Here is a 12,451-nt window from a genome sequence, read left to right on the forward strand (position 1 = left end):
AAATGCGCGAATTGCGTTTCTAAATATTTCGTGTTTCTGCGGTGCCTATTATAGGAATCCCTGCTCACAAAAATATGTGTTGTTTCACATATCTCTCACGCGCGTAATCGATTGCGTTCACGTTTGCGTACTTTAAACGGCCGGGATTGTAGCGGCAATCATTTCTGTTGCCAATCCATACGAAATGTAAATGTTAGCGGAGTGACATTTCACTCCGCTCAAAAGGAGGGATTATTGCGCGGCGGGTTGGATATCGTGAATGCGGATAAAGCCTAGCTGCTCGGGGGATAGGCCGCTTAGCTGAAGGGGAATATCCACATCGCTTGGCGCTAACACGCTGGCCGGAGCGGTGAAAAGCTGATTCTTCACGTTCACCTCCTGGTAGCTCTCCGTGGTGCCCTGGATCTGGCCCCACTCTACGGTGCCGCTGAAGGCGGGCAGCGGATCGTTAGATTCGCCGTGAATACGCAATGTTGCGCGCGTACCATCCGCGTTCGCCGCCACGTTCACCAGCGACATTTTCAGCGTGCCGATCTGGCTGTTAAGCAGGGCAGGCGTGTTTGCCCCCGGCAGCAGATATACCCCGCTGGTGGATTTAACGTTCAGCGCGTTTTGCTGGGTGATCTTCACCGTTTCTTTGTTCAGTTTGTCCATCGCCGTGTTAAGCGTATTCACGCTTTGTTTCATCTGGCGGACTTCGGTTTGCTGTGCACAGGCACTGAGGGTGAAGAGGCTCCCCACCAGTAAAATTCTCAGATAACGTCTTGTCATAGCGTTTATTTCCTTGAAATAACGGATCCCCATAATGGTAGCCAGCAACGTACCGCCAGACATAGATCCTTTGTCTCAAAAAAGCTCTTCCTTTGTTGTCAGGCCAGATCAGGGTAAAATGAAAATCAGTTAACCAGATAACAGGGATACCGTATGCATTGCCCATTCTGCTCCGCTGTGGATACCAAAGTCATCGACTCTCGCCTTGTGGGCGAAGGGTCTTCAGTGCGCCGTCGTCGGCAGTGTCTGGTGTGCAACGAGCGTTTCACGACCTTTGAGGTTGCAGAGCTGGTAATGCCGCGCGTGGTAAAAAGTAACGATGTGCGCGAGCCGTTTAACGAAGAGAAACTGCGCAGCGGAATGCTGAAGGCCCTCGAAAAACGGCCCGTCAGCGCGGATGACGTTGAAATGGCGTTAAACCATATTAAATCTTACCTGCGTGGCCTGGGTGAGCGTGAAGTGCCGAGCAAAATGATCGGCAACCTGGTGATGGAGCAGCTGAAAAAGCTCGACAAGGTCGCCTATATCCGCTTCGCCTCTGTCTACCGCAGTTTCGAAGATATCAAAGAGTTTGGCGAAGAGATCGCCCGCTTACAGGATTAAGCTCATGCAGGATGAGATTTACATGGCGCGAGCCATGAAGCTGGCGCAGCGCGGTCGTTTTACCACTCATCCCAACCCGAACGTCGGGTGCGTTATCGTGAAAGATGGCGAGATCGTGGGGGAAGGGTTTCACTATCGCGCAGGCGAGCCGCATGCGGAGGTCCATGCGCTGCGCATGGCCGGTGAGAAGGCGCGCGGTGCCACCGCCTATGTGACGCTTGAGCCCTGCAGCCACCACGGGCGGACGCCGCCGTGCTGCGAAGCGCTGATCGCGGCGGGCGTGGCTCGCGTGGTGGCATCGATGCAGGATCCGAATCCGCAGGTGGCCGGGCGCGGTCTGTACCGCCTGCAGCAGGAAGGGATCGACGTCAGCCATGGGCTGATGATGCAGGATGCGGAAGCCCTGAATAAAGGCTTCCTGAAGCGCATGCGCACCGGTTTTCCGTACATTCAGCTCAAGCTGGGCGCCTCGCTGGACGGCCGTACGGCGATGGCAAACGGTGAAAGCCAGTGGATCACCTCGCCGCAGGCAAGGCGCGATGTGCAACGCCTGCGCGCGCAAAGCCATGCTATCCTCACCAGCAGTGAAACGGTTCTCGCTGACGATCCGGCCATGACCGTGCGCTGGAACGAACTGAATGCCGATACCCAGGCGCTTTATCCGCAGGAGAACCTGCGCCAGCCGCTGCGTATTATCATTGATAGCCAGAACCGCGTGACGCCGGAGCACCGCATCGTCCAGCAGCCGGGTGAAACCTGGATTGCGCGCACCAAAGAAGATTCGCGCGAGTGGCCGGAAGGCGTGCGCAGCGTTATGGTGCCGGAGCACAATGGCCGCCTCGATTTAGTGGTGCTGATGATGCTGCTCGGCAAGCAGCAGGTGAACAGCATCTGGGTCGAAGCCGGTCCGACGCTCGCCGGCGCGCTGCTTCAGGCGGGGCTGGTGGATGAACTGCTCGTCTACGTTGCGCCTAAACTGTTAGGTCACGACGCGCGCGGCCTGTTTGTGCTGCCCGGCCTTGAAAAACTGGCCGACGCACCGCAACTCACATTCAGCGAGATTCGTCCGGTGGGTCCGGATGTCTGCCTCCATTTAACGACAGCGTAATTGCTCCCGAAATAGGGAAGCAGTGCGCAAAGTATTATGATAAAATCCGCCCCCCTGCGGGGCCAAATGAACCCGTAAAGGAAGAGTATGAACATTATTGAAGCTGCTGTAGCTACCCCGGACGCTCGCGTCGCCATCACCATTGCGCGTTTCAACAACTTCATCAACGACAGCCTGCTGGAAGGTGCGATTGACGCCCTGAAACGTATCGGCCAGGTTAAAGATGACAACATTACCGTTGTTTGGGTTCCAGGCGCTTACGAACTGCCACTGGCGGCGGGCGCGCTGGCGAAAACCGGTAAATACGACGCGGTGATTGCGCTGGGTACCGTTATTCGTGGCGGCACTGCGCACTTCGAATACGTTGCGGGCGGTGCAAGCAACGGTCTGGCACACGTTGCGCAGGATGCTGAAATTCCTGTCGCGTTCGGCGTGCTGACCACCGAAAGTATTGAACAAGCCATCGAACGTGCTGGCACCAAAGCCGGTAACAAAGGTGCAGAAGCTGCACTGACCGCGCTTGAAATGATCAATGTATTGAAAGCCATCAAGGCCTGATTTTTTTGTAAGGGGAATTCCGTGAAACCTGCTGCTCGTCGCCGCGCCCGTGAATGTGCCGTTCAGGCACTTTACTCCTGGCAGTTGTCCCAGAACGACATCGCTGATGTTGAATACCAGTTCCTGTCAGAACAGGACGTGAAAGACGTTGACGTTCTGTACTTCCGTGAACTGCTGTCGGGAGTGGCGACTAATAGCGCGTATCTCGATGGCCTGATGAAGCCATACCTGTCCCGTCTGCTCGAAGAGCTGGGCCAGGTGGAAAAAGCAGTGTTGCGTATCGCGCTGTTTGAGCTGTCTAAACGTGATGATGTGCCGTACAAAGTGGCCATCAACGAAGCGATCGAACTGGCGAAAACCTTCGGCGCTGAAGACAGCCACAAGTTCGTTAACGGCGTACTTGATAAAGCAGCACCTGCGATCCGTCCCCACAAAAAGTGATCCGCAAACCGGAGTTCTGCATTGCCTGACGGGCAGTGCGGCTCCGGTTTTTTCTTTTATTTGCTGAGGCATAACGTATGGCATGCGGCGAATTCTCCCTGATTGCCCGTTATTTCGACCGTGTCAGAACCTCTCGTCTTGATGTTGAAACCGGCATTGGCGATGACTGTGCACTTCTCAATATTCCTGAAAAGCAGACGCTGGCAATCAGCACCGACACCTTAGTGTGCGGACGTCATTTCTTACCGGATATCGATCCTGCCGATCTGGCGTATAAAGCGCTGGCGGTCAACGTCAGCGATCTGGCCGCGATGGGTGCCGATCCTGCCTGGCTGACGCTGGCCCTGACGCTACCAGAGGTGGATGAAGCCTGGCTGGAAGCCTTTAGCGACGCGCTGTTTGAGCAGCTGAATTATTACGATATGCAGCTGATTGGCGGCGATACGACTGCCGGGCCGCTGTCGATGACGCTGGCGATCCACGGCTATGTGCCGCTCGGTCGCGCGCTGAAGCGCTCGGGCGCTAAGCCGGGCGACTGGATCTACGTGACCGGTACGCCGGGAGACAGCGCGGCGGGGCTGGCGATCCTTCAGGATCGCTTAACCGTGAAGGACGCTGACGATGCGGCGTATCTGGTGAAGCGCCACCTGCGCCCGACGCCGCGTATTCTGCACGGTCAGGCGCTGCGCGAGCGGGCCAGCTCGGCTATCGATCTCTCTGACGGGCTGATTTCCGATCTCGGCCATATCCTGAAGGCCAGCGGGGTGGGCGCGCGCGTTGACCTGGACCTGTTCCCGCTGTCGGAGCAACTGCTTCGCCATGTGGAACCTGAGCAGGCGCTGCGCTGGGCGCTGTCCGGGGGGGAAGACTACGAGCTGTGCTTCACCGTACCTGAGCTGAACCGCGGAACGCTGGACGTGGCACTGGCCCATCTCGGCGCAAAGTTTACCTGCATCGGTCAGATCATGCCGGAAAGTGAGGGGCTGAAGTTCGTGAAAGACGGTGCGCCCGTTACGCTGGACTGGAAAGGGTACGATCACTTCGGGTAAGTTTGTGCCTCTGTATTGCCGGGTGGCGGCTACGCCTTACCCGGCCTACGGATTAGATTACTTAAACCCCACGACTGGATGCGGCTGATACGGCGTCTCCAGCTCGGCAATCTGCTCCGGCGTCAGGGATAAATCCACCGCGCTCAGCAGCTCGTCCAGCTGCTCTTCCCGCGACGTGCCGATAATCGGTGCCGCAACCCCGCGCTTGCTCAGCAGCCACGCCAGCGCCACCTGCGCACGGGTGGCACCGGTATCGTCGGCGATCCCGGCTAACCGTTCGGCAATTAGCGCATCGCTGGCTTCGGTACCGGAATAAAGATTTTTTCCCACTTCATCTGATACCAGACGAGCTGTAGTTTCTCCCCACGGGCGGGTTAAACGTCCGCGCGCCAGCGGGCTCCATGGGATCACCGCCACGCCTTCCTGATAGCAGAGCGGCAGCATCTCGCGCTCTTCTTCGCGGTAGATCAGGTTGTAGTGATCCTGCATGGTGACAAAGCGCGCCCAGCCGTGCTGCGCCTGGAGATCCAGCGCCTGGGCAAACTGCGACGCGTGCATAGACGACGCGCCGATATAGCGTGCCTTACCGGCTCTCACCACGTCGTTGAGCGCCTCAAGCGTCTCCTCGATCGGCGTGTTGTAATCCCAGCGGTGAATTTGCAGCAGGTCGACGTAATCCATGTTCAGGCGTCTGAGGCTGTCATCAATAGAGCGGAGGATCTGCGCGCGGGAAAGGCCCTGAGCCAGGTCGCCCACCGGGTAGTAAACCTTGGTGGCGACGACAATCTCATCCCGACGGGCAAAATCGCGCAGGGCGCGGCCGACAATCTCCTCGCTGCTGCCGTCGGAGTAGCTGTTGGCGGTGTCAAAGAAGTTAATGCCGCCTTCAATGGCGCGTTTGATAATCGGGCGGCTGCTCTCTTCAGGCAGTGTCCAGGCGTGGTTTCCCCTGTCGGGCTCGCCAAAGGTCATACAGCCCAGGCAAAGTCGGGAAACGTTAAGGTCGGTTTTTCCTAATGTTGTGTATTGCACGGTCCGCTCCTGCTGTTTAAACATTACGTTTAAGCATAGCAGGAGCGGAAAAGGGGAGAGTCAGTCCAGCCAGCTGCGGATTTTGGCTTCGATACCGGCAGCGTCCAGGCCAATCGCCGCACGCGCTTCGTCCTGGGTACCCTGAGGAATGAAATAATCCGGCAGGCCGAGGTTCAGCACCGGCACGGCCTTACGGTTTGCCATCATCACCTCGTTCACGCCGCTGCCCGCACCGCCCATGATGGCGTTTTCTTCCAGCGTGACCAGCACGTCATGCGTCTCAGCCATATTCAGGATCAGGGACTCATCCAGCGGCTTCACAAAGCGCATATCCACCAGGGTAGCGTTCAGCGTTTCAGCCGCTTTTGCCGCCTCCGGCATCAGCGTGCCGAAGTTCAGGATCGCCACCTTCTCGCCGCGACGCTTCACCAGACCTTTACCGATCGGCAGTTTTTCCAGCGGCTGGAGCTCAACGCCCACCGCATTGCCGCGCGGGTAGCGAACCGCGCTTGGGCCATCCTGATAGTGGTAGCCGGTAAACAGCATCTGACGACATTCGTTCTCGTCGCTTGGCGTCATGACAACCATATCCGGGATACAGCGCAGGAAGGAGAGATCGAACGCGCCCTGGTGCGTCTGGCCGTCGGCACCGACGATGCCCGCACGGTCGATGGCAAACAGCACCGGCAACTTCTGAATAGCAACGTCGTGGATCACCTGATCGTAGGCGCGCTGCAGGAAAGTGGAGTAAATCGCCACAACCGGTTTATAGCCGCCAATCGCCAGCCCCGCGGCAAACGTCACCGCGTGCTGCTCGGCAATCGCCACGTCGAAATACTGGTCAGGGTATTTTCTGGAGAACTCCACCATGCCGGAGCCTTCGCGCATGGCCGGGGTGATCGCCATCAGCTTGTTGTCTTTCGCTGCGGTTTCGCACAGCCAGTCGCCGAAGATTTTGGAATAGCTCGGCATGCCGCCGCTGCTTTTCGGCAGACAGCCGCTGGACGGGTCGAATTTGGGCACCGCGTGGAAGGTGATCGGATCTTTCTCCGCCGGCTCGTAGCCACGCCCTTTTTTGGTCATGATGTGCAGGAACTGCGGGCCTTTGAGGTCGCGCATGTTCTTGAGCGTGGTCACCAGCCCCAGGACATCGTGACCGTCAACCGGGCCAATATAGTTAAAGCCCAGCTCTTCAAACAGCGTGCCCGGCACGACCATGCCTTTGATATGTTCTTCGGTACGCTTGAGCAGCTCTTTAATCGGCGGTACGCCGGAGAAGACTTTTTTACCGCCTTCGCGCAGCGACGAGTAAAGCTTGCCGGAAAGCAGCTGCGCCAGATGGTTATTCAGCGCGCCGACGTTCTCGGAGATCGACATTTCGTTATCGTTGAGGATAACCAGCATGTCCGGCTTGATATCGCCCGCGTGGTTCATGGCCTCGAAGGCCATCCCAGCGGTGATGGCTCCGTCGCCAATCACGCAGACGGTGCGGCGCTGCTTGTTCTCTTTCTCGGCGGCAACGGCAATACCGATGCCCGCAGAAATGGAGGTCGATGAGTGGCCGACGCTCAGCACGTCATACTCGCTCTCACCGCGCCACGGGAACGGGTGCAGGCCGCCTTTCTGACGAATAGTGCCAATTTTATCGCGACGTCCGGTCAGAATTTTGTGCGGATAGGCCTGGTGGCCGACGTCCCAGATAAGCTGATCGAACGGCGTGTTATAGACGTAGTGCAGCGCCACGGTCAGCTCTACCGTGCCAAGCCCGGAGGCGAAATGGCCGCTGGAGCGGCTTACGCTGTCGAGCAGGTAGCGACGCAGCTCGTCGCACAGCTTCGGCAGGCTCTCTTTCGGCAGCAGACGTAACTCCTGGGTGGAGTCAACTAACGCCAGTGTCGGGTATTTGGCAATATCAAAACTCATCAAAGGCTCATCGAGATATATAGTTTATTTATCACGCTGGATTATATAGTCCGCTAGCGCTTCCAGTGCCGAGGTATCCAGCGATTGCGCGGCCAGTTCATTCAGCGACTGGCGGGCATCGTCAATCAGATCCCGGGCTTTACGTTGGGCTTGCTCAAGACCCAGCAGGGCGGGGTAGGTACTTTTGCCAAGCTGCTGGTCGGCACCCTGACGTTTACCCAATGTTGCAGTATCGCCCACCACATCCAGAATGTCATCCTGAACCTGGAATGCCAGACCGATACTTTCTGCGTATCTGTCCAGAATCGGCAGGGCTTTGCGCCCTTGCTCACCCGCGCTCAGCGCGCCCAGGCGAACGGCGGAACGAATAAGCGCGCCCGTCTTATGGCGATGAATACGCTCCAGCTGTTCCAGATTAACCTGACGTCCTTCCGCTTCTAAATCCAGTGCCTGACCGCCGCACATGCCGGCCACGCCGCTGGCCATCGCCAGCTCGGAGATCATCGCCAGGCGGTCACGATCGGCCACTTCCGCCATCGGCGCGTCGCTCAGAATCGAGAACGCCAGCGTTTGCAGAGCATCACCCGCCAGAATGGCATTCGCCTCGCCAAACTTAATGTGGCAGGTTGGCTGACCCCGGCGCAGATCGTCGTCGTCCATCGCCGGGAGATCGTCGTGAATCAGTGAATAAGCGTGGATGCACTCAACGGCGGCTGCCGGGGCGTCCAGCGTGTTATCGCTGATGCCAAACATATTGCCGGTGGCGTATACCAGAAACGGGCGCAGGCGCTTTCCACCCAAGAGTGCGCCATAGTGCATGGCTTCAACCAGTGGAGTGTTCTGAAAAGGCTGTGGCGCAATAAATCGGCGCAGGGCGTCGTTGGCGCGCACGACGCGCGCCTGAAGCTCGTTGGCAAAATCCATTTACTCGGCGTCCGGTGTGAAAGGCGTGGTTTTCGCGTCTTCGCTGTCGGAGAGCAGGATCTGCACGCGCTGCTCGGCCTGCTGCAGTTTGACCTGCCCCTGGCGCGCCAGCTGCACGCCACGTTCGAATTCGTTAAGCGCCTCTTCCAGCGGGAGATCGCCGCTTTCAAGACGGGTAACGATTTGCTCCAGTTCACTCAGCGCAGTTTCAAAACTGGCCGGTGCGTCGTTCTTCTTCGGCATAGTGAATTGACTCTTATATTCTCAGCCCTGATATGGTAACGGACTCGGGCGGATAAGCAAATAACGCGCAATGTGCACAGGAGCGGCGCGATGGTGGTATACTTGCGCGCCTGGATGCAGCCACGGGTGTGGGCTGCTGTACTCTTTTCCATTACAAGCCTTAATACGCTTGCCTAAGAAACATTGCCGCCATGAAGTTTATCATTAAATTGTTCCCTGAAATCACCATCAAAAGCCAATCTGTGCGTTTGCGCTTTATTAAAATTCTCACCGGGAACATTCGTAACGTATTAAAGCACTACGACGAAACCCTCGCCGTGGTGCGCCACTGGGACCACGTGGAAGTGCGCGCCAAAGACGAAAATAAACGTCAGGATATTCGCGACGCCCTGACCCGTATTCCGGGGATCCACCATATTCTGGAAGTGGAAGATGTTCCGTTCAGCGATATGCACGACATCTTCGAGAAAGCGCTGGTCCAGTACCGCGACCAGATCGAAGGCAAAACCTTCTGCGTGCGCGTGAAGCGTCGCGGCAAGCACGAATTCAGCTCCATTGAAGTGGAACGTTACGTCGGCGGCGGTCTGAACCAGCACGTTGAGACCGCGCGCGTGCGCCTGACCAACCCGGACGTGACCGTTAACCTGGAGATCGAAAACGATCGCCTGCTGCTGGTGAAAGGGCGCTATGAAGGCATCGGCGGCTTCCCGATCGGCACCCAGGAAGATGTGTTGTCCCTGATCTCAGGCGGCTTCGACTCCGGCGTCTCCAGCTATATGCTGATGCGTCGCGGCTGTCGCGTGCATTACTGCTTCTTCAACCTGGGCGGCGCGGCGCATGAAATCGGCGTTCGTCAGGTGGCGCACTACCTGTGGAACCGCTTCGGCAGCTCCCACCGCGTGCGTTTTGTGGCGATTAACTTTGAGCCAGTGGTCGGCGAAATCCTCGAAAAAGTGGACGACGGCCAGATGGGCGTGATCCTGAAACGTATGATGGTGCGCGCAGCGTCCAAAGTGGCTGAACGCTACGGCGTGCAGGCGCTGGTCACCGGCGAAGCGCTGGGCCAGGTCTCCAGCCAGACGCTGACCAACCTGCGTCTGATCGACAACGTCTCTGATACGCTGATCCTGCGTCCGCTGATCTCCCACGACAAAGAGCACATCATCGACCTGGCGCGCGAAATCGGCACCGAAGATTTTGCCCGCACCATGCCGGAATACTGCGGCGTGATCTCGAAAAGCCCTACGGTGAAAGCGGTGAAGGCGAAGATCGAAGCGGAAGAAGAGAACTTCGACTTTAGCATTCTGGAAAAGGTGGTGGCGGAAGCGTCCAACATCGATATCCGCGAAATTGCCCAGCAGACCGAGCAGGAAGTCGTTGAAGTTGAAACCGTAAGCGGTTTCGGCGCAAACGATGCGATTCTGGATATTCGCTCTATTGACGAGCAGGATGACAAGCCGCTGGTGGTGGACGGCGTGGAGGTGGTTTCTCTGCCGTTCTATAAGCTGAGCACTAAGTTTGGCGACCTCGATCAGAGCAAAACGTATCTGCTGTGGTGTGAGCGTGGGGTAATGAGCCGCCTGCAGGCGCTGTATCTGCGCGAGCAGGGCTTTGCGAATGTGAAGGTGTATCGCCCGTAGTGTATTGCCGGGGAGTGCGGCCTGTTGCCCTCACCCCGGCCCTCTCCCAAGGTGAGAGGGAGAACATCTATTCGTAATAATTATAAATCCCCGCCGGCATTACCAGCGATGACGCCACTTCGTAGGCCTTCTCCCGCCCAACCAGCAGATCAATAATCTTCAGCGCAAAATCAATCGCGGTGCCCGGTCCTTGGCTGGTGAGCAGGTTGACGCGCGGATCCCAGACGACGCGTTTGTCCACCCACTGGTCTTCCGGGATCGTATCCTTCAGCCCCGGGAAGCCGGTCATATTGCCGATGGGGAAGATATCGTGCGGAACCAGAACCGTTCCAGCGGCGGCACAGATTGCCGCGACGATACGGCCAGATAAATGGAACTGACGCACGGTCTCGACCAGCAGCGGGCTGTCGCGAAAACATTCCGCGCCTTTTAAGCCGCCGGGCAGGACGATGATGTCGTAATCGCCGTCAGCAACCTGAACAAGCGGCGCGTCTGCCAGGATTTTCACCCCTCGGGAACAGGTGATTGCCAGATTGCCGTCGCTGGCAACGCTGGCGGTTGTTACCTTAATGCCGCCACGTACCATTAAATCAATGGCGGTGACCGCTTCCATCTCTTCGCTACCAGGGGCGAGGCAGATCAGTGCCGACGCGCTCATATTCACTCTCCTTACGTTTAACCAGGTCATACAGACGGGCGTTTTCCGGCACGGCGATGCCGTGCGCGCGGGCGCGCTTTAGCAGATAGCCGGTGATGTAGTCTATCTCCGTATGGCGTAATGCCCGAACGTCCTGCAGCATCGAGGAGATGTTCTCAGCCGTACTCTCAATAACCTGCTCGACATAACAGCGTAAATCCTCTGCTGAGGTGTGCAGGCCTTCTCGCTCAATGACCGACGCGACTTCTGCACAGAGGGACGCCACCTCCTGCGGATGGTTTTTCAGTTCCCCGTTCGGGCAGTTCCACAGCGCCGTCAGCGGATTGATCACGCAGTTTACGGCCAGCTTACGCCACAGCTGAGGGCGGATGTTGTTGTGCCAGGCGACGTCCGGCAATACCTTTTGCAGCACGTCTGCCAGATAGCTGTAGTCCCCATCCTGTGTTCTGGCCGGGCCGATGTGCGTCACGCCGCTGGCGACATGCACAATAATAGTCCCGTCGCGACGGGCGGCGTGGGTGGTGGTCGCCATCAGCAGAGGCTGCGGGACGCTTTTCAGCTCATCAAGGGTTCCCATACCGTTATGCAGCAGCAGAATGGGGGACGTGGGGGGGAGCTGCGCGGCCAATGTCTTGACCGCATCCGAGACCTGCCACGCCTTGAGCGTCACCAGCAACAGGTCGCTTTGCGCCAGGAAATCAGGATCGTTCGCGGTGAGGGATTCGTTAAAAATGCTTCCGTCTTCACCAATCAGGTTGACGCTGCAATAGGGCTGGGGCACGCGCAGCCAGCCCTGAACCTCATGTCCGTGCTTGCACAGCGCGGTTAGCCACAGCTGACCGAGCGCTCCGCATCCGAGCACCGTAATTTTCATTGTTCCTCCTCACCTGCAACTGCGCCAGGTGTTACAGCTTAATTATACAGCTAAGCTTCTGTTGAGTTATGCCTCGTAGCGGGTATTATGCAACGCAACAAAAGTGAAGGGAGAAGAAAAGATGCCATCTTTCGATATTGTTTCCGAAGTTGATATCCAGGAAGTTCGCAACGGCGTTGAGAACGCAACCCGCGAAGTTGAGTCACGTTTCGATTTTCGCGGCGTTGAGGCGTCGTTTGAGCTGAACGACGCAAATAAGACCATTAAGGTGCTGAGCGAGTCTGATTTCCAGGTGAATCAGCTGCTCGACATTCTGCGCGCTAAGCTGTTAAAACGCGGCATTGAAGGGACGTCTCTGGACGTGCCGGACGAGTTTGTCCACAGCGGTAAGAACTGGTTTGTAGAAGCCAAACTGAAGCAGGGCATCGAGAGCGCGGTGCAGAAGAAGATCGTTAAGCTTATCAAAGACAGCAAGCTGAAGGTGCAGGCGCAGATCCAGGGCGAAGAAATTCGCGTGACCGGTAAATCTCGCGATGACCTCCAGTCCGTGATGGCGCTGGTGCGCGGCGGGGATTTGGGACAGCCGTTCCAGTTTAAAAACTTCCGCGATTAAGACAGAAAAGCCCG

Annotated in this window: 14 protein-coding genes; 7 read left to right on the forward strand and 7 right to left on the reverse strand. The window is 57.4% G+C overall.

Translation table 11 applies throughout. The annotated features are described in order from the left end of the window. Positions 1 to 231: 231 nt before the first annotated feature. Positions 232 to 771, reverse strand: a complete 540-nt coding sequence (locus OSH03_RS16375) for a SadB/YajI family lipoprotein (RefSeq protein ID WP_266179594.1) — start codon at positions 769 to 771, stop codon at positions 232 to 234. Between the two features lie 153 nt (positions 772 to 924). Here OSH03_RS16375 and nrdR point away from each other — a divergent pair, with 153 nt between their 5' ends. From nrdR to thiL, 5 genes are all read left to right on the forward strand, one after another. Beyond that, the gene (gene nrdR, locus OSH03_RS16380) at positions 925 to 1,374 is read left to right on the forward strand and encodes a transcriptional regulator NrdR (protein ID WP_008503337.1); all 450 of its coding nucleotides are present in this window, start codon (positions 925 to 927) and stop codon (positions 1,372 to 1,374) included. A 4-nt stretch (positions 1,375 to 1,378) separates the two neighbouring features. Continuing rightward, on the forward strand, positions 1,379 to 2,482 hold the full coding sequence (gene ribD, locus OSH03_RS16385; protein ID WP_266179595.1) for a bifunctional diaminohydroxyphosphoribosylaminopyrimidine deaminase/5-amino-6-(5-phosphoribosylamino)uracil reductase RibD: 1,104 nt from the start codon (positions 1,379 to 1,381) through the stop codon (positions 2,480 to 2,482). An 87-nt stretch (positions 2,483 to 2,569) separates the two neighbouring features. Then, the gene (gene ribH, locus OSH03_RS16390; RefSeq protein WP_006176874.1) at positions 2,570 to 3,040 is read left to right on the forward strand and encodes a 6,7-dimethyl-8-ribityllumazine synthase; all 471 of its coding nucleotides are present in this window, start codon (positions 2,570 to 2,572) and stop codon (positions 3,038 to 3,040) included. A 21-nt stretch (positions 3,041 to 3,061) separates the two neighbouring features. Beyond that, positions 3,062 to 3,481 (forward strand): transcription antitermination factor NusB, encoded by a 420-nt coding sequence (gene nusB / locus OSH03_RS16395; protein WP_006809908.1) that lies wholly within the window; start codon positions 3,062 to 3,064, stop codon positions 3,479 to 3,481. A gap of 77 nt (positions 3,482 to 3,558) precedes the next feature. After that, positions 3,559 to 4,530, forward strand: coding sequence for a thiamine-phosphate kinase (thiL, locus tag OSH03_RS16400; protein ID WP_061099051.1), 972 nt, complete (start codon positions 3,559 to 3,561; stop codon positions 4,528 to 4,530). Positions 4,531 to 4,587: 57 nt separating this feature from the next. Here the strand turns inward: thiL and OSH03_RS16405 are convergent, their stop codons facing one another. Genes OSH03_RS16405 through xseB form a run of 4 tightly spaced genes read right to left on the reverse strand, consistent with a single transcriptional unit; the run spans position 4,588 to position 8,652 of the window. Further along, positions 4,588 to 5,562 (reverse strand): aldo/keto reductase, encoded by a 975-nt coding sequence (locus OSH03_RS16405; RefSeq protein WP_061099050.1) that lies wholly within the window; start codon positions 5,560 to 5,562, stop codon positions 4,588 to 4,590. A gap of 60 nt (positions 5,563 to 5,622) precedes the next feature. Further along, on the reverse strand, positions 5,623 to 7,485 hold the full coding sequence (dxs, locus tag OSH03_RS16410) for a 1-deoxy-D-xylulose-5-phosphate synthase (RefSeq protein ID WP_266179596.1): 1,863 nt from the start codon (positions 7,483 to 7,485) through the stop codon (positions 5,623 to 5,625). Positions 7,486 to 7,509: 24 nt separating this feature from the next. After that, a complete protein-coding gene (gene ispA, locus OSH03_RS16415) occupies positions 7,510 to 8,409 on the reverse strand; it encodes a (2E,6E)-farnesyl diphosphate synthase (protein WP_008503332.1) in 900 nt (299 codons plus the stop codon). After that, positions 8,410 to 8,652, reverse strand: a complete 243-nt coding sequence (gene xseB, locus OSH03_RS16420) for an exodeoxyribonuclease VII small subunit (RefSeq protein WP_008503331.1) — start codon at positions 8,650 to 8,652, stop codon at positions 8,410 to 8,412. A 191-nt stretch (positions 8,653 to 8,843) separates the two neighbouring features. Between xseB and thiI the strand changes: the two genes are divergently transcribed. Continuing rightward, on the forward strand, positions 8,844 to 10,292 hold the full coding sequence (gene thiI / locus OSH03_RS16425) for a tRNA uracil 4-sulfurtransferase ThiI (RefSeq protein ID WP_253540916.1): 1,449 nt from the start codon (positions 8,844 to 8,846) through the stop codon (positions 10,290 to 10,292). 67 nt (positions 10,293 to 10,359) lie between these two features. On the opposite strand, the gene yajL is transcribed toward thiI, so the two are convergent. Together yajL and panE are read right to left on the reverse strand one after the other, a co-directional pair. Continuing rightward, positions 10,360 to 10,950 carry a protein deglycase YajL gene (gene yajL, locus OSH03_RS16430; RefSeq protein WP_266179597.1) on the reverse strand — a complete coding sequence of 197 codons (591 nt, stop codon included), beginning with the start codon at positions 10,948 to 10,950 and terminating at the stop codon, positions 10,360 to 10,362. Beyond that, complete coding sequence (gene panE / locus OSH03_RS16435) at positions 10,913 to 11,824, reverse strand: 2-dehydropantoate 2-reductase (RefSeq protein WP_061099046.1); 912 nt, start codon at positions 11,822 to 11,824, stop codon at positions 10,913 to 10,915. Before panE ends, yajL begins: the two co-directional genes overlap by 38 nt. Positions 11,825 to 11,945: 121 nt before the next feature. Between panE and OSH03_RS16440 the strand changes: the two genes are divergently transcribed. Next, positions 11,946 to 12,437, forward strand: coding sequence for a YajQ family cyclic di-GMP-binding protein (locus OSH03_RS16440; protein ID WP_023293165.1), 492 nt, complete (start codon positions 11,946 to 11,948; stop codon positions 12,435 to 12,437). The last annotated feature ends 14 nt before the right edge of the window (positions 12,438 to 12,451 follow it).

Source organism: Enterobacter nematophilus (assembly GCF_026344075.1).
GTDB classification, from domain to species: domain Bacteria; phylum Pseudomonadota; class Gammaproteobacteria; order Enterobacterales; family Enterobacteriaceae; genus Enterobacter; species Enterobacter nematophilus.

Excerpts from the sequence above, each read along its gene's own strand:
- OSH03_RS16375 (WP_266179594.1), bottom strand. The coding sequence starts at position 771 with ATGACAAGACGTTATCTGAGAATTTTACTGGTGGGGAGCCTCTTCACC.
- nrdR (WP_008503337.1), top strand. The coding sequence starts at position 925 with ATGCATTGCCCATTCTGCTCCGCTGTGGATACCAAAGTCATCGACTCT.
- ribD (WP_266179595.1), top strand. The coding sequence starts at position 1,379 with ATGCAGGATGAGATTTACATGGCGCGAGCCATGAAGCTGGCGCAGCGC.
- ribH (WP_006176874.1), top strand. The coding sequence starts at position 2,570 with ATGAACATTATTGAAGCTGCTGTAGCTACCCCGGACGCTCGCGTCGCC.
- thiL (WP_061099051.1), top strand. The coding sequence starts at position 3,559 with ATGGCATGCGGCGAATTCTCCCTGATTGCCCGTTATTTCGACCGTGTC.
- dxs (WP_266179596.1), bottom strand. The coding sequence starts at position 7,485 with ATGAGTTTTGATATTGCCAAATACCCGACACTGGCGTTAGTTGACTCC.
- ispA (WP_008503332.1), bottom strand. The coding sequence starts at position 8,409 with ATGGATTTTGCCAACGAGCTTCAGGCGCGCGTCGTGCGCGCCAACGAC.
- xseB (WP_008503331.1), bottom strand. The coding sequence starts at position 8,652 with ATGCCGAAGAAGAACGACGCACCGGCCAGTTTTGAAACTGCGCTGAGT.
- thiI (WP_253540916.1), top strand. The coding sequence starts at position 8,844 with ATGAAGTTTATCATTAAATTGTTCCCTGAAATCACCATCAAAAGCCAA.
- yajL (WP_266179597.1), bottom strand. The coding sequence starts at position 10,950 with ATGAGCGCGTCGGCACTGATCTGCCTCGCCCCTGGTAGCGAAGAGATG.
- panE (WP_061099046.1), bottom strand. The coding sequence starts at position 11,824 with ATGAAAATTACGGTGCTCGGATGCGGAGCGCTCGGTCAGCTGTGGCTA.
- OSH03_RS16440 (WP_023293165.1), top strand. The coding sequence starts at position 11,946 with ATGCCATCTTTCGATATTGTTTCCGAAGTTGATATCCAGGAAGTTCGC.